Origin of the sequence: Halobacteriovorax vibrionivorans (assembly GCF_003346865.1) — a bacterium.
In the GTDB taxonomy this organism is placed as follows: Bacteria; Bdellovibrionota; Bacteriovoracia; order Bacteriovoracales; family Bacteriovoracaceae; genus Halobacteriovorax_A; species Halobacteriovorax_A vibrionivorans.
Genome location: NZ_QDKL01000001.1, coordinates 317,627 through 334,519 on the forward strand (window position 1 = coordinate 317,627; position 16,893 = coordinate 334,519).

General features: G+C 36.7%; 14 protein-coding genes. 4 read left to right on the forward strand and 10 right to left on the reverse strand.

Features of this window, described 5'->3' with window-relative positions; translation table 11 throughout:
* Nucleotide 1: 1 nt before the first annotated feature.
* Nucleotides 2–1,618 (reverse strand): ABC-F family ATP-binding cassette domain-containing protein, encoded by a 1,617-nt coding sequence (locus DAY19_RS01600; RefSeq protein ID WP_114705436.1) that lies wholly within the window; start codon nucleotides 1,616–1,618, stop codon nucleotides 2–4.
* A 149-nt stretch (nucleotides 1,619–1,767) separates the two neighbouring features.
* Between DAY19_RS01600 and DAY19_RS01605 the strand changes: the two genes are divergently transcribed.
* Together DAY19_RS01605 and DAY19_RS01610 are read left to right on the forward strand one after the other, a co-directional pair.
* Nucleotides 1,768–2,595: a mechanosensitive ion channel family protein gene (locus DAY19_RS01605; protein ID WP_114705437.1), complete on the forward strand. Its 828-nt coding sequence runs from the start codon at nucleotides 1,768–1,770 to the stop codon at nucleotides 2,593–2,595.
* Nucleotides 2,596–2,674: 79 nt separating this feature from the next.
* Nucleotides 2,675–3,232, forward strand: coding sequence for a hypothetical protein (locus tag DAY19_RS01610; protein WP_114705438.1), 558 nt, complete (start codon nucleotides 2,675–2,677; stop codon nucleotides 3,230–3,232).
* Nucleotides 3,233–3,257: 25 nt separating this feature from the next.
* Here DAY19_RS01610 and DAY19_RS01615 read toward each other — a convergent pair whose 3' ends face one another.
* The 5 genes from DAY19_RS01615 to DAY19_RS01635 all read right to left on the reverse strand — a co-directional run bounded on the left by DAY19_RS01615 (nucleotide 3,258) and on the right by DAY19_RS01635 (nucleotide 7,818).
* Nucleotides 3,258–4,046 (reverse strand): DUF2608 domain-containing protein, encoded by a 789-nt coding sequence (locus DAY19_RS01615; protein ID WP_114705439.1) that lies wholly within the window; start codon nucleotides 4,044–4,046, stop codon nucleotides 3,258–3,260.
* A gap of 112 nt (nucleotides 4,047–4,158) precedes the next feature.
* On the reverse strand, nucleotides 4,159–4,536 hold the full coding sequence (hpf, locus tag DAY19_RS01620) for a ribosome hibernation-promoting factor, HPF/YfiA family (protein ID WP_158536735.1): 378 nt from the start codon (nucleotides 4,534–4,536) through the stop codon (nucleotides 4,159–4,161).
* A gap of 71 nt (nucleotides 4,537–4,607) precedes the next feature.
* Nucleotides 4,608–6,059 (reverse strand): RNA polymerase factor sigma-54, encoded by a 1,452-nt coding sequence (rpoN, locus tag DAY19_RS01625; protein WP_114705441.1) that lies wholly within the window; start codon nucleotides 6,057–6,059, stop codon nucleotides 4,608–4,610.
* Between the two features lie 54 nt (nucleotides 6,060–6,113).
* Nucleotides 6,114–6,848, reverse strand: a complete 735-nt coding sequence (gene lptB / locus DAY19_RS01630) for an LPS export ABC transporter ATP-binding protein (RefSeq protein WP_114705442.1) — start codon at nucleotides 6,846–6,848, stop codon at nucleotides 6,114–6,116.
* Between the two features lie 4 nt (nucleotides 6,849–6,852).
* Nucleotides 6,853–7,818, reverse strand: a complete 966-nt coding sequence (locus DAY19_RS01635; RefSeq protein ID WP_114705443.1) for an LptA/OstA family protein — start codon at nucleotides 7,816–7,818, stop codon at nucleotides 6,853–6,855.
* Between the two features lie 124 nt (nucleotides 7,819–7,942).
* Here DAY19_RS01635 and mutS point away from each other — a divergent pair, with 124 nt between their 5' ends.
* Nucleotides 7,943–10,657, forward strand: a complete 2,715-nt coding sequence (gene mutS, locus DAY19_RS01640; RefSeq protein WP_114705444.1) for a DNA mismatch repair protein MutS — start codon at nucleotides 7,943–7,945, stop codon at nucleotides 10,655–10,657.
* Between the two features lie 88 nt (nucleotides 10,658–10,745).
* Nucleotides 10,746–11,342 carry an RDD family protein gene (locus tag DAY19_RS01645; RefSeq protein ID WP_114705445.1) on the forward strand — a complete coding sequence of 199 codons (597 nt, stop codon included), beginning with the start codon at nucleotides 10,746–10,748 and terminating at the stop codon, nucleotides 11,340–11,342.
* Nucleotides 11,343–11,542: 200 nt separating this feature from the next.
* On the opposite strand, the gene DAY19_RS01650 is transcribed toward DAY19_RS01645, so the two are convergent.
* From DAY19_RS01650 to aspS, 4 genes are all read right to left on the reverse strand, one after another.
* Nucleotides 11,543–11,896 carry a hypothetical protein gene (locus tag DAY19_RS01650; protein ID WP_114705446.1) on the reverse strand — a complete coding sequence of 118 codons (354 nt, stop codon included), beginning with the start codon at nucleotides 11,894–11,896 and terminating at the stop codon, nucleotides 11,543–11,545.
* A 48-nt stretch (nucleotides 11,897–11,944) separates the two neighbouring features.
* Nucleotides 11,945–13,480 carry a hypothetical protein gene (locus DAY19_RS15305; RefSeq protein ID WP_199506599.1) on the reverse strand — a complete coding sequence of 512 codons (1,536 nt, stop codon included), beginning with the start codon at nucleotides 13,478–13,480 and terminating at the stop codon, nucleotides 11,945–11,947.
* A 74-nt stretch (nucleotides 13,481–13,554) separates the two neighbouring features.
* Nucleotides 13,555–15,015 carry an SLC13 family permease gene (locus tag DAY19_RS01660; RefSeq protein WP_114705447.1) on the reverse strand — a complete coding sequence of 487 codons (1,461 nt, stop codon included), beginning with the start codon at nucleotides 15,013–15,015 and terminating at the stop codon, nucleotides 13,555–13,557.
* 52 nt (nucleotides 15,016–15,067) lie between these two features.
* Nucleotides 15,068–16,867 (reverse strand): aspartate--tRNA ligase, encoded by a 1,800-nt coding sequence (aspS, locus tag DAY19_RS01665; protein WP_233500229.1) that lies wholly within the window; start codon nucleotides 16,865–16,867, stop codon nucleotides 15,068–15,070.
* Nucleotides 16,868–16,893 lie beyond the last annotated feature (26 nt).

The window sequence follows — 16,893 nt, forward strand, 5'->3', positions numbered from 1 at the left end:
TTTAAATCCTTTCCAAATATTCTTTATAGTTCCCAGGAAAAATTCTTACTTCACCTTTATCGACTTCGTAAACCTGTTCGGCCAACTCACTCAAAAAGTGTCTATCATGGGAAACAAACATTATCGTCCCTTCATATCTCTTAAGAGCATCTAAGAGGACTTCTCTCGATTTAATATCTAAATGGTTTGTTGGCTCATCGAGAACCAGAAAATTATTATTTTGTGAAAGAAGAGTTGCAAGAACAAGTCGCGACTTCTCTCCTCCAGAAAGATACTTAACTTTCTTATCAACGTCTTGCCCGCGAAATAAGAATGCCGCAAGAAGGTTTCTAATATATCCATCACTAGCTGTTGGTAGATCCTTTCTTACTTCATCAAAAACTGATGATTCAGGATTTAATACCTCTAGTGAATATTGTGAAAAGTAGCCAAGTTTAATACTTGGGCCAATGCTAACAATTCCTTTTGTTGCGTCTGTATGGCCAGTGATACATTTTAATAACGTTGACTTACCTGCGCCATTAACACCCACAACGGCAATTTTATTTGTTCTTTTAACAGTTACTGAAAGGCCATCAAAGACATCGTGTTGCGCTCCTTCACTTAAAGGCCAAGACTTTGCAAGGTCCTTAATAATAACAACATCATCTCCACCTCGCGGAGGTGTTGGAAATTGAAAGCTTATGCTTTCTTCTTCAGCAGGAACTTCAATACGATCAATTTTATCTAATTTTTTTACACGAGATTGTACTTGTGCCGCATGAGAGGCGCGGGCCTTAAACTTTGCAATAAATTCTTCTTCTTTGGCCAACATATCAGCTTGCCTTGAAGCTTGAGCGATTAATTGCTCTCTTCTAATATCTCTTTCTTTTTCGTAGAACTCATAATTTCCCGAGTATGTGGTAATTCTCTTATGAGCGATCTCAATAATTTTATTACAAACATTATTCATGAAGTCGCGATCGTGGGTCGTCATAAAGATTCCCCCTTCAAAAGTCTTAAGCCAATCTTCAAGCCAAAGAATCGACTCCATATCAAGATAGTTTGTCGGCTCATCCATGATAATAAGATCAGGACTTATCACAAGAACTCGCGCAAGGGCGATTCTCATTTTCCAACCACCAGAGAAGTCTTCAATCATCTTCCCGTGATCTTCTGGCATAATCCCCAGTCCTGTCAGAACTTCTTCAGCACGAGTTTCGAGGTCATAACCACCTCTTTTTTCAAACTCTGATTGAACATCACCCATTTTCATGAGGACATCATTCATTTCGTCATCACTCATATTGGCGCAATCGGCCAATTTATCTTCAAAAACCTTAAGTTTTTCACCTAATTTTGAAATTTTATCATCTCCAGACATAACAACTTCAAGAGCTGTTTGGCCCGCAAGCTCACCTACTTTTTGTGAAAAATAGGCCCAACGTAATTTATCGGGAAATGACACTTGTCCTTCATCTGGCTTTTCTTCTCCAATAATCATTCGAAATAGTGTTGTTTTACCAGCTCCATTTGGACCGACGAGACCAACTTTTTCACCTGGATTTATTTGAAAACTTCCTCCTGAATAGAGAGTTTCACTACTTTGAATTTTTGAAATATTGGAAACGTTAAGCATATGAACAAAAGTCCTTTATTTTTGATTACTTATAAATGATTTTCAGGTTGATTAATTTTATCACTATGTTATTAACTATGTCTTTAACATTTGCAATTTTGTGCAAATAGTTATTCTGGATTTATGGATTTGAGACTATAATTAAGCTTATGAAATTAGAGAATATTTTTATTAATGCAAATGGTGAAATTAAAAAGTCAGTATATTTAGTATTACTGATTATTCTTTTCTATTTTATTAATCACTTTGTCTCTTTTGTACTAAAGAAGACAAAGTCAGTTTCTACAGAGCAGAAAAGACGTTATGTTGTTAATACAAATATCTCTCTAACAATTTTATTTGCTTTTATTGCACTGTATATATATTCGGCAGAGATTAAAAACTTGGCCTTTTCACTCGCTGCTGTTCTTGTTGCTATCGTCCTTATTACAAAGGAATTCTCCCTTAATTTAATTGGTGGAATCTATAAAACTTTCTCTGGTGGCTTCATAATTGGTGATGCTATCGAAGTCGATGGAAGAAGAGGAAGCGTTATCGATCGCGATCTTTTTACAACGACTCTTTTAGAATTTGGGCCAAATAAGAACTCTCATAATTTTACGGGACGCTCCATCATTATCCCAAATTCAGTATTTCTAAGCTGTAAGGTAACAAATGAAACATTCTTAAAAAGCTATGTTCTTCATAGCTTTAATATAATATTAGATCCTCATGATGATTGGGAAAAAGCAGAGCAAATACTCCTTGAAAGAGCAGACTTCTATTGTTCAGAGTATTTTGAAGTGGCCCAAAGAGCTCTTAATAAGCTATTTACAAAGTCTCACCTTGAAACCCCTCTTTTAAAGCCAAGAGTTCAAATTACTTTTAATTCAAAGGAAGAAATTGAGTTAAATGTAAGAATCACGGCCCCTTTTCGCACAAAAGGAACAGTTGAACAAAAGATTATTAAAGACTTTATGCGCGAGTTCTACAATTAATTAGTAGTGTCATTTTGTCTCTAGACAGCATCACTCCCCCGACGATATAGATTGTTCATATTTCGATAGGGGGAAATAAATGAAATCAATCTTTGGTATATTTCTTATCATGCTAATTTCTATTTCAAGCGCACAGGCAGGTATCTTTCCAACAAAACTTGCTCCTTTTGACCAAGCTGGATCTTACTTTGATGAAGACCAAGGTCTTATTATTGGAAGCGATGGATTAAAGTATTGGCATGTGGATAACTATGAAATGCGAAATGAAAAAGGTGTAATCTTTAAATTTGGACTATTCGCAATTAAATCATCAGATGGAAAGCGATATAAGAAAGCAAATAAAAGACATATAAAAGAGAATTGGGATGAGAGAAGATATCCCGTTAAATTAAGTATGCGAATGCTCACAATTAGAGAGGATGCCGATATCGACTTTAAAGAGTTATCAAGAGCAGTTGAAAATGGAGAAAGCATTTATCTCTCTGAACAAGAAAGAACATCACTATCTGCTTATCTTACAATGAGACAACATGATCAAGACAGCTGGGATGGTAGTTTTCGCACAAGCAGAAGTTCAGGAAAAACTGAATGTACAACAATTGGAATGAATACTTTTTGTACGACAAGATCATATTAAAAAGCCTTCTAAGAAGGCTTTTTTTTTAATTTAAATCTTTCATCAATGCTTTAAATTCTTCACCAACTCTTATTACTTCTTTCTTATCAGACTCTTCGAAAGCCTTAACGATTTTATCTGTCGTTGTTAATCGATATGAATTAACATCAAGCTTTCCCTTAAACCACTTATCCATATGCTTCACATGCTTTAATCGATCATCTAAGAAGAAAATCGCTTTATACTTCTTTTTTAAATTAGGTCGATTAATAAGATAAGTAAGCATCTCACCTTTGTTTAACCCTGACGTTAAGAAGACACCATCTGCATAACGAACCTTTCGCCCATTCAGCTTAGTAGAAAATGGCCATTTCGGTGCATTCCTCTTATCAAAATCAACGCCATTTCGATTCAGTTCACGAATTGTTGCTGGATGATTAACTGGCCCACGTGATGTTAGAGCAACAACCCCATAATTAGCTTCCTGAAGGCTTCTGATAAGCGATGGGATCTCTTTTTCGACAAGTAACATACGTGACAAGAAAGTCGCATTATACGAGTACTGAAGCACTCCCCCAACAGATTTTGCGATACAGTGTTTTGGGCATCCTTTTTTTATCTGATCTTTTTGCCAGTTAAACCACTGATCACTAGCAAAACTCGTTTTAAAACGCAGTAAAGTATTATCAATATCGTAGATGACAAGAATGTCACTTGGAGCGACTTTATTCTTTAAAGCATAGTGAGTTACTTTCTTATAAAAGTTAGTGTGTGAAGAGATTTCTTCATAAGCAAAAGTATTAAAAATTAATAAAAATGAAATTAAGAATTTCATAAGGTCTCCTTTCTAAGGCGAGAAGCTTAGCAAGAAGAGCAACAAAAGACAAAGGCCTTCTTTTTTATTAGAAGGCCTTATTTTAGATATTAATTTTACTTAAGAAATAAGTTTAAGATGCCATATCATCAATATCAGGCTCGTGCTCAAGCCAAGCACTCTCTGGATCAAGGATCTCGATATCTTTATGAGGCATCTTTTTGCGATTACGCATTTTCTCTTTTTTCTTCTGCACTTGCTTTTCAATTTTAGCAACTGCTAGGTCAATTGTTTTGTAGAGGTTTTCCGAATGAGCTTCAGCATGGAAGTCAAACCCTGGCCCTAGAACCTCAATTTCAGCATAGTGCTCGCGACCATCTCTTACTTCACAGCTCCACTTCAAATGGAGATTACCGTCCAGATATTTTGCAATCTTCTCTGACTTTTCGTGGATTCTCTCATCAAGTGCTGGCGTATGCTCAAGGTGTCTAAAACTTACTGTAACTTTCATAAAATACATTCTCCTCTATGATATAAAGTATCTTGGAACTGACCTATCGGCTGTTTTTCCAAAATATCGAGCTATTTTACTTTTCTTTTTGACGACGACAAAATGCCAAGACTTTCTCGGTACTTAGCGACTGTACGTCTTGCTACTTTCATCTCCTCTTGACTCAAAAGGTCGGCAATCTTCTGATCTGATAGAGGCTTCTTTGGATTCTCATTGTCTACAAGCTCTTTGATTTTAAGCTTAACAACTTCACCTACGGCATCCACTCCACCTTTATCTCCACCAATTCCAGCGTTGAAAAAATACTTTAATTCAAACATTCCAATTGGTGTGTGCATATACTTATTTGAAGTAGCACGTGAAACTGTCGACTCATGAACTCCTAATTCATTGGCAACATCTTTTAGAACCATTGGCTTTAAATGCTTAGGTCCTTTTTTAAAGAACTGCTGCTGTTTTTTCACAATTGATTTTGCCACTTGGTCAATTGTTCTCTGTCTCTTATTTATAGACTTAATTAGCCATAAAGCCGACTTAAGTTTTTCTTCCACAAATTCTTTAGCTTCTTTATTCTGTAGGGATTCTGCTTGATTAAGCATATCCTGATACATTTTAGAAATTCTTAATCTTGGTACACCGTCGTCATTAACCTGAACAACGAATTCTCCACCGATTTCAACTACGTAAACATCAGGAGTTACATAATGAGTTTCTCCCCCACCAACAAGTCTTCCTGGCTTTGGATGAAAATTATGAAGTAGTTTTGCTGTTTCAATAATCTGCTCTTCTGCAACACCAGTATCAGCTGTAATTTTCTTATAATCTCTATTTTTAAGATTCGTTAAATGAAAACGAATAAGTTTTTCTAGTAAAGGTGAACGCTCTTCAGCGATACGCGCCTGAGCAAGAAGACAATCAACAAGGTCTTGAGCACCACATCCTACAGGATCAAGTCTTTGCACAAGCTCCAGCATTCCCAAACACTCTTCACGCTCAAGGTTTGAAGTCTCAATTAGTTCATCAAACTTACATGAGAGATAACCATCATCATTAATATTTCCGATGATCTCAATTGCAAAATCAATTTCCACATCGTTAAGGTCTTCCATACGTAGCTGCCACTCTAAGTGCTCAGCTAGTGAAGCACCTTTGGAAACCATATTTTCATAATTAGGCATATCATCTGGACTAAGAGATGGTGTTGCCATATTTGGTTCATATGTAGTTGAGTTGTAACTATCGACATACTTTTGCCAGTCGATATCGTCACCACTACTCATCATGGCCTCTTCTTTAAAATCGTCGGCCTTTGCTTCTTTAGATTGATTCTCTAACTTATCTAGTTTGTAATCTCCCTCACCATGGGAAACTTCTTCTAGCATCGGATTTTCAACCATCTCCTTAGCAATAACATCTGTCATTTCTAAGTGACTTAATGTGAGTAGTTTAATCGCCTGCTGAAGTTGCGGCGTCATCACGAGTTGTTGAGACTGATTTAGACTTTGTGAAAGTTTAGTGGCCATAGTGGTTCCTTATTCATTTCGTAACCAGACCTCTACTTTAGTTTATTGGTCTAGCTACATTTTAAATTCTTCACCAAGATAGAACTTCCGTGCTCTTTCATCGTTTACAATATCTTCCGGTGTCCCACTTACAAGTAATTCTCCACTACTCATAATAAACGCGCGATCAACTACTCCAAGTGTTTCTCTAACGTTGTGGTCGGTAATGAGGACTCCAATATTCCTCGTTTTTAAGCTGTTAATAACAGTTTGAATGTCATTAACGGCTAACGGGTCAACTCCAGCGAAAGGTTCATCGAGAAGGACAAACTTTGGCTCTAATGCCAGTGTTCGTGCGATCTCAACTCTTCTTCTTTCCCCACCGGAAAGAGCTGAACCGAGAGACTTACGGATATGTCCAAGACCAAAGTCGCTTATCAAGTTATCAAGAAGTGTCTTCTTCTTGGCCCTTGGTAAGTCTCGGTTTTCAAGTACCGAGTAAATATTGGCCTCAACCGATAAATCTCTAAAGATGCTAGCTTCCTGAGGAAGATATCCAACACCTTTTAGGGCCCTAATATGAATTGGCTGCTCCGTTAAGTCTTCACCTGAGAGATCAATACTACCCTCATCTGCTTTAACGAGCCCAACCATCATGTAAAACGATGTTGTCTTTCCAGCACCGTTTGGGCCGAGTAAACCGACAACTTCTCCTTGCTTAACATCGATGCTTACGCCTTTAACGACTTCTCGTCCGCCGTAAACTTTCTTTAAACCATGAGCTGATAACTGTGCTATTTCTTCTGACATGCTATTACCTTATTTTAAAATTCGTATTAGCATCATCAACTTCAATGGTTTCGATGTCTCGCCTAAGAACAATTGTGTTACCTCTCAATAAGTCTTTCTTTTGATAAACCCTTGGAAGACCTAGCAGAACGATTTTTTCTTCTGCCATAAATCCCTCGAGTCTCTCACTGAAAGCCTTCCTTTTGAAAGGTGGCTGTCCTTTAGGAGAAACAGTTTCCTCAATAACCACATCGTCATAAAGTGCATAATACTTGAGCTTTTTGTTATAATTATCTAGGTAGATTTCGCCATTTCGAGCACTTGCAACTAGTTGAGATTTAAGAAATTTTACATTTCCACTCAAATTGGCATTGCGCTTGCTCTTATCGACGACAATCGAGTTGGCCTCAAATTTGATATCATCTTCATAGGCCCTCGTTCGACTTACCTTTCCTTTTACATTTCCATCATATCTAACTAACTCATTTGAGAGATTGTATGAAAGATTATCTGCGCCAACTTCAATTTCATAAGCAGCATCGAAATTCTTAGATGATGATTTTGCATTTCCTTGAAAATTTACCATTTGGGAATTATCAGAATATGTCATTGAGTCAGACTCGATACGAATATTTGGATCTCTTAAGATGACATTTCCTCTTAAAGAAAGATACTTCTTATTAACATTGATTACACCTGTGTAGGCATCGTAATACATCGGCTGCGACTGATAGTCGTTTATTAGAACCCCACTCGGCTCTGTTAGAATCAAAACATTGGTTGTTAAATTTTGTGAAACCTCAGCAGCATCTAAATGATAACGTCCTTGCTTATCAGACATTTTAAAGTACTTCACATTTTTAAAATATGAGTAGACGTCTTGATCAAGAAGCTCATTCATACTCTCATCAATACCCGTTGTATTGTAAGTAACAAAGAGTCCCATATATGTAGAAGCGAAGATGCCAAAGAGAAATAACCAAATTGACAACCTCTGTCCAACGCTTAGCAAAATAAATTCCTTAAAAATTGAGTAAATAATCAGCTATTTACGTCCTTCTATTTTACGACAAATATCCGCGTCATGCCAATTGTAAGTATTGGAGTCTTTTCCAATGGTTGCGTATTTGGTAGAGTTAATCGCTCAGGAATACACAACACATATGGGAAACAATAATATGACTTTAGAGATTGAGAAAATCGTGGCCGAAGGAGTAAAGCTAACTCCAATGATGGCCCAGTATCACGAGATCAAAACCCAATATCGCGACCACATGCTAATGTTTCGCATGGGTGACTTCTATGAAGTTTTCTTTGAAGATGCAATTAACGCTTCTAAGATTTTAAATATTGCTCTTACTCACCGAGGAAAACTTGGAGAGCACAAAATTCCAATGGCCGGTATTCCACATCATGCAGCCGCAACTTATATTGATCGCTTTTCAAAAGAAGGATTAAAAGTTGCAATATGTGAACAGGTCCAAGATCCAAAAGAAGCAAAGGGAATTGTTGAGCGTGCAGTAACTCAAGTTGTTTCTCCAGGGATGCCCTTTGATCTCGATAAGACCGACTCAAAAGAAGATCAATTCATTGTCGCTTGTAATGAAACAAATGGACGCTTTGAAATTATCACAATCGACTTCACAACAGGATTCTTCAAAGGTTTTATTCTTGAAACTTTTGAGGACTTTATTGAAAAGCTTCGTGTTCTTGCACCAAAAGAATTTCTTACATACCTAGGTCAATGGGATAAGTATGAAAACGTTGCGACTTTAAATGAACACAACGGGACTCTAGTTACTCACCTTTCAAAAGAATACTTTAAAGAAAAGTACTCGAGTGTCTATATTGAAAAATTAATTCCGACTTATAAACGTGACCAAGTTATCAAAGAAAATGAAACGGTATTAGAACCAATTGGTGCCCTTTCATATTATATTTGTTCAACTCAAAACCACGAAGGATTCTCTCACCTTCATACTTTTAGCCTAAGTGATGAAACAGGCTCAATGAAAGTGACGATACCAACTCTAACTGGACTTGAGATTCTGCCAAAGTCTCGTGAAACCTATAAAGAGTCTCTCCTTGGTTTTATGGATAAGACAAAGACTTCAATGGGTTCAAGAAAACTTAAAACGATTTTCACATCTCCACTTACGAGTAAGGCAGAAATTAAAAATCGTCTTGATACAATTGAGTACTTCTTAAAAAATGATGAACTTCTACAAGATACGCGTGAGTCATTAAACAACGTACGCGACTTAGAAAGAATTCTAGCAAAGGCCGCGACAAATCGTGCAAATGCCGGAGATCTTCTTAATATTGCAAGTGCTGTTGATGTCTATGAAGATCTATTAAACTCTCTTAAGAAGCTTCCTACTAATGTCTTTGGAAAATTAAATAAAGAAGCAAAAGAAAGTCTTTTTGAACTTCGCAATGAAATTAAGTTAACGATCAATGATGAAATTGGTGCAAGCCTCGATAAAGGAAACTTAATTAAGGAAGGTGCAAATAAGACACGTGATCGCCTTGCTAAAGTTTCACAAAATACGGCCCAGGCCCTTGTTGAGCTTGAAAATCGATACCGTGAAGAGACAGGAATTCAAAAGCTAAGAATTAAATCAAATAATGTTGCTGGATACTTCATTGAAGTTTCAAAAACTCATACAGATAAAGTTCCTGCAAACTTTGTACGTAGGCAAACTCTCGTAAACTCTGAAAGATATGCAACAGAAGAACTAACTCAATTTGAGAAAGAAGTTGTGGTAGCTCGTGAGAAACTTGAAAAGTTAGAAAGAGAAATCTTTAAAAACCTAATTAAGCAAATCACAATGCTAAGTAATGCTATTCAAAACCTAGCAAATATTCTGTCCACAACAGATACTCTCCAATCACTTGCTTGGATAGCTCGTAATGAAGAATTTTCGAGACCGACAATTTCGGACAAGTCCCGTGACATGGATATTCACGGTGCATGGCATCCGTTAATTAAAGCTGCTATAAAAGATCAGTTTATTCCTCACGATCTCAAACTTAATGAAAAAACATACTTTGGTCTTATCACTGGTCCTAACATGGCCGGTAAGACAACAGTTATGCGTGAAATCGCAATCATTCAATTACTAACGCAAATTGGATCATACGTTCCTGCTGAAAATGCAAAAGTTAGTATCTGTGATTTCTTATTTAGTCGTCTTGGTGCAAGTGATGATATTTTAAAAGGACAATCAACTTTCATGGTTGAGATGGCCGAAACAGCTGAGATTCTAAGGCACGCAACAGAGAACTCTCTTATCATTCTTGATGAAGTTGGACGAGGAACATCGACTTATGATGGCCTTTCTATTGCGTGGGCACTAGTTGAACATTTCATTGAAGAAACAAAAGCTCTATGTCTTTTTGCTACTCACTACCATGAATTAATTGATCTTGCTGATAGTTATCCACAAGCAAAGAACTTAACAGTAGAAACTTTAAATCATAAAGGAAATGTAAAATTCCTATATCGCCTAATAGAAAAAGCAGCTTCGCAGTCATTTGGTATCTACGTTGCTAAACTTGCTGGCCTTCCTCCTTCTGTTTTAAAACGTTCTCAAAATGTTTTAAAGAGCATGGAGAAAGAAACAAATATTTCAAAGGCCCTTTTAGGACAAGATGAGACTGCATGTGGTGAGCAACTTGATTTCTTTAATATTGAAGTAACTCAAGAAGTACCTGACTATTTAAAACAAGTTGAAGATGATCTAACAAAAATGGATATTAACAACTTAACGCCAATTCAAGCACTTAATAAGCTTCATCAATTAGTCGACCAAATTACTTTTAGCTAGATAATTATAGAATAAGCAATATTTTCCAAGGACGTGTTCAACACGTCCTTTTTTTTTATTCCCATGCCTAGATGCCGATACGTAGGGCATGAGCGCAAACCAGAAACTGACAGAAATTTACGATCATTATAAACAATCAAAAGCGGCCAAGAAGCTTCGAAATGATAGGCTTAGAAAAAGAGCATATGCATTTATTTGTGACCTCTACATTATTGTCTTTGCCAATAAGGCCCTTTCATTTGTTTGGCTATCTTTTATAAATAATTATGTTTCAAATATTTCAACGTCACCGAGAGTTTCGACGTTTACGTTTCAAGCCCACACAACAAACCTATCCCTGGCGATCATGTTCTTTAGTTATTTCTTTTTTTCTTATTACTTAGGAAATGGACAAACGCTTGGAAAAGCTTTCTTTAAGCTAAAGGTTGTTAGCTCACGAGATATGACAGAAGAATTAAGTGCCCTCGACTGCTTTGGCCGCTCTATTGGATATGTCTTTGCTAGCCTACTAGCGTATCTACCACTTGCCTTAAACTTTGTTAGGAAAGATCAAAAAGGTGTTCAAGACTTTATCTCTCACACTCATGTAGTATGTATGGATGATTTTGAATATGCCTTAGCACAAGCGGAAGTATCAACTCCTGAAGAAGCACAACAGATCGCTCTCTTTGAAGAAGTTTCTTAGTCTTTTCTTAGGGGCGCGGGTACCAATGGAACTTTCAATAGTTTAGCCCCTCATTTCCAATTGAAAACATCATAATCTTCTTTAAACTTACGTTTTAAATCGTTTTCACAAGATAAAATGATCTAAAGAGACTTATATAGGGCAGCTTAAGCACTTATAAGTAAGCTAAGTACCTGAAACTTCCATTGGTACCCGCGCCCCTAAAAGTCTAAGTCAGAAAAGATTTCACTGGCGCGCCCAACAACGCGAGACTTTAATTTCTCATCAGAAGTAGGTGCTTTTGATTCTTTATAAGGCTGCATCACAGACTTAGATGCGACTTTTGATTTATTATAGCCTTCACTATCACTCTTAAAGAGATCTCTCTGATCACTATCTTTAGAATCCCATGGCCTTTTTACATTGGCCTTTAACTCACCTTTTTGCTTACGACGTGAGCGCTCTTCTTTATGATCGAGAATAATCTCCAAAAGAGATTCATCTGAACTCTCAATACGTTTTTTAATTTTGGATTTTGAAGATTTTTCAAAAGTTTTATTTAAACTTAGGGCCATAATATTCTATTTTATCTGCCCCTATGATTTCGTGCAACAAAGATCTTACTATTTGTCGTAAAGCTCTTTAATACTGGCCTTAAGCTGGTCCATACTTTTTGTTTTAAGAATAACTTCATCACTATTTAAGAGAACCTGAACTTCTCGGTCTACAGTTCGTCCATTTTGCCTAACAATATTATCAAGTACTGTAATACTGCAATTATCTCTTCCTTCTATATAATGATGTTTAACATTAGAGTCCTTTGTTTTCTCTGACATTCGTAGGTTTCGACTTGTTTGCCTCTCTAGAATCCATGCAATAGAAGCAGCATCGCAAAGTTTTGCAAGATCAAGTCTTGAAACATTCTCATAACAATCCTCTTCCAAAACACCTAATGCTTGTAGCTCTTCTTTTTCCATGAAGCTTAGAAGACCTTCATCCATTGCAATCTTTAAATAGTCTTTTGGATACTTCCCGTCTCCACATGGAACTTCTAAATTACCACCGAGTGCCTGATAATGAGACATCATATTTACATTATTAACAACTGCTCTTTCTTTGAGCTTTTTAATCATTTCTTCTTGTTCATAATTCATTTGAGGATATGAGCTTGCACCATTTGGTAGCATGGCACTACTTTCTTCCTTCCACTTATTAGTGTTTAGATAAACACCTTTTGCATACTCACAAGCGAGGTTATCGCCGAAGTTATTACGAAAAGACTCAGTAACATCAATATGTTTCTCAATTAGACCTGAAAGTGGTGTTGGTTTTCCACCTAAGGCCCTGGTCGTAATTTCATGTCTGATTAAATTCATAACTTTATCATTAGATAACTCCCCTTCTTCTAACGAGAGTTTCATTAATTTATAATAACCATCAGTCAAATTGCCGCTACTATCCACACCAGTGTACATAGCATATTGATTGGCCGCTTCGGCCAATTTCTCTCCGGAGAAATTATCCTTTAAGTATTTAACTAGACCGTCTACATCACCTTGATAACTAATATAAGCTTGAGCAAGTTCACGATCTTTATAGGACTCATCAGAAACATTATATCCCGTTGCCTGGCTTGATCTGATTAGACGATCGATATTTGGGCTAACGGTATAACGTCCAACTCCTGTTTTAGAATCAAATTCGTAGAAAGGAGTTGTCGAGCGACTAATTAAATCAGCAACAATTTCTTCGCGATCTTGTCGTCTTAACTCATTTTCAGGATCAACACTATTGAAGTATTCATCCAGATTAATAGTGTCTTTATCAGAATTGCCAATATGATATTGAAGTTGGTTCATTGCGTATTGCTTTGCAATCTCCTTCTTTTTCTTTGGAGTTAGCTCGTTAGTGATTCCAACGCCGTAACCCCCCATACCGCTTCCAAAAACTCCCCCACTCATACCGCCACCAGAAGTAGTTGGGAATCCTCCGCCAGAAAAGCCTCCACTCGGATAGCCTCCTCCTTGGCCCTCACTTGCACCTTCCATAATGACACATTCTACACAGTCGGCCATCTCTGAAAGGTCTTCAAATAAACCATCAAAGGCAAGAATATTTAATGAAAAAAGAATAAGAATCGATAGATTAAGTGCTTTCATACTGCGCTTTTCGACAAAATTCTTTGGTCAATTTAATAATCAGAAAAAATCTAAATAAAAAGGAAATATTAACCTTAGAAGAATGCAACGATGGCACAAAGGACGACAAAAGCGATCAGGTTTAAGATTGCACCAAATCCGATCATTTTCTTCATTGAAACGAGGCCTGTTCCATAAACGATAGCATTTGGCGGTGTCGCGACAGGAAGCATAAAGGCCATATTGCAACTGAAAGCAATGACAAAAGCTGCGGTTGTTGTTGAAAAACCAACTTTTGCTGCAGCCGCAATTAAAATCGGAACAAGAATATTTGCAGCGGCCGTATTACTTACTAACTCAGTTAAAAGAATTGTAATGGCCACAATAAAAATTAGAATAACTGAAAAACTAAAGTTACTAAATATTGTAATGATATTATTTCCAACATACTCTGCAATTCCAGTTTTAAAAAGAGTTGTCCCAAGGGAAAGACCTGAAGCAAAAAGTAACAAAGTTCCCCAATCTATTTTCTTAATGTCCTCTTGCTCCAATAGCTTTGTTTTACTATAGATTGGAAACATAAAAAGTGAGCACGATGCAATGATAGCAACCATGGCCGGTGTCACATACTTATGCAAATAGATGGTTAAAGCATTGGCCTTACCAAGAACAAAAGTTGCAATAGTTGGAGCAAACCAAAAGAAAACCGTTAATGAGAAAATGGCCATTAAACGAAATTCATTATTTGAAATCTTATGGTCCTTTCCTAAGCTTAGAATGAGATCCTTCTTATCAACCTTAGGTATGGACTCTGTAATTTTACTCTTGGCATAAAGAAATAAAATCAACATGAAACCACAACTTAAAGGCAAACCGTATTTAAACCAATCCCAAAATGTTAAGCTCTGCCCTGTATGCTGCTCTAATAAACCCATCGTAATGAGATTTGGGGGTGAACCTATTGGCGTTGCCATTCCCCCGACAGTGGCTGCATAGCCAATAATTAAAAGAAAATACTGTTTTGTAATATCCTCTTTCACTTTAAATGACTTTAAGATACCAAAAGCTATCGAGATCATCATAGCTGCTGTTGCGGAGTTTGAAACCCACATCGAAAAAGTAGCAGTTACAACGATAATTACCGCAAGTGTTCGATTAAAACTTCCATTGATAAACTTTGAACTTAATATTGCAATCGAAATTTTTCGATCTAATCCTAATTTCTCCATCGCACGAGCTAAGAGAAAACCTCCCATAAAGAGAAAGATTATTGGTGAGCTAAAACTACTAAAGGCTTCCTCAAAAGATATAACTCCAAGTAAAACTGTTAGAGCAACTCCCATAAGACCTGATATAAATAAAGTAGTACTTGAAAGTAGCCACTGAACGACAACATAAGAAAAGATTGCTAAGAATTTTTTAGCATTTTCTTCTAAAGGTAAATTTGAAGTATAGACAAGAAAGAAAGCAATGATGCCTAAGAACTGAAAGATGACTGACTTAGCAGTGTTATTCTTCCACTCAGTTCTAAATTCATCATATAAGCTTTTAATCATAGAGTCTTCTTAAGTATCCTCCTGTCGCATTAGCAACAGGAGGAATATTGGATTATTTTAAGAAACTAAAGTGTAATTCATCAGTCTGCTCTTTTGAAGGAACAGATGGAGCATTCGACATCATATCACTTGCTGTCGTTGTTTTTGGAAATGCAATTACGTCACGGATATTGTCAGTTCCTGCCTTTACCATTGTGATACGATCAAGCCCTAGAGCAATCCCACCGTGCGGAGGAGTTCCATATTTAAGTGCATTAACAAAGAAGCTAAATTGCTTTTCAACTTCTTCTTCACTCATTCCAAGAACTTCAAACATTCTCTCTTGAACAGCACCATTGTGAATTCTAATCGATCCACCACCTAGCTCGTAACCATTACAAACGAGGTCATATGCTTGAGCTGGAAGATTCTTTAGAACTTCGTTTTTCACGCTGATTTCTTCATTCATAAACTTATCCATTTCACTTAATTTTGGAGAAGTAAATGGATGGTGTTTTGCGTATAATCTTTCTTCATCAGCTTCAAAGCATGGGAAGTCATTTACCCATAAGAAAGCATATTTCTTATCACTATTTTCAATAAGCTTAAGCTCTTGTCCAAGGTGACGACGTAGAGCATCTGCACTGTCATGAACGATCTCTTCTTTATCAGCAAAGAATAACCATGTTCCAGATTTTGAATCACCATCAAGGTCTGGAAGACTTGATAGATTAGCTAGCACATCGTCAGTGATAAACTTAGAGATACCACCAGATGCTTTCCCCTCTTCAACTTTAAAGAAGGCAACACCTTTTCCACCAAATGGCTTAACAACGTTTACAAAACCATCAAGGATCTTACGTGAAAAAGTTCCCATCGTTGCAGGAACGAACATGGCCTTAACCATTCCACCAGATTCAATAGCATTTTTAAAAACACCAAATTCAGTTTCTTTAAAAAGATCAGAAACAACATGTTGCTTAAGACCGAAACGAACATCTGGCTTATCAGAACCATAATCTCTCATGGCATCGTTATAATTCATTACAGGAATCTCATAATCTGATTCTAATTCAAAAATATTTTTCATTAGATCTGTTGCAAGATTCTTCATGTACTCTTCTGTCGCAAAAGAAACTTCAATATCCACTTGAGTAAATTCTGGCTGACGGTCAGCTCGAAGATCCTCATCACGGAAACACTTACAGATTTGGAAGTACTTATCAGTTCCACCAATCATAAGAAGTTGTTTTAGTGTTTGTGGTGACTGTGGAAGTGCATAAACGTGACCTGGATGAACACGAGAAGGAACAACATAGTCACGAGCACCTTCAGGAGTCGACTTATATAGAATTGGAGTTTCAACTTCAATAAAGTCGTTTTCGTGCATTGTATTTCTAACGTCTAAAGTAATCTTAGAACGTAGTTTTAAAATATCTTGAAGCTTCTTTGTTCTTAGATCAAGGTAGCGATACTTAAGCTTATTATCTTCTGTTGCTTCAGTCGCTCCATATGGAAGAAATGGAATATTGTTAATATCACACTCTGATAGAACTTCTAATTCTTCAACATGGACTTCAACTTCACCTGTTGGCATATTCTTATTTAAAGCTTCTTCTGGACGCTTTGCCACTTCACCTTTAATCATAATAACTGATTCGAGGTGACACTTTTTAAGAAGATCAACGTCGCCTTTGAAATTTGTAAAGTTAAGCTGAGTTAAACCAAACTTATCTCTTAAATCGATAAAAGTAAGTCCACCTAGGTCGCGGTTCTTATTTACCCAACCGCATAGTGTTACTTTCTTACCGATGTCTTCGGCCCTTAATTCTCCTAAATTGTGAGTTCTCATCAAACCCTTAATCTGTGACATGCTAATCCTCTTGATATATAGTTTTT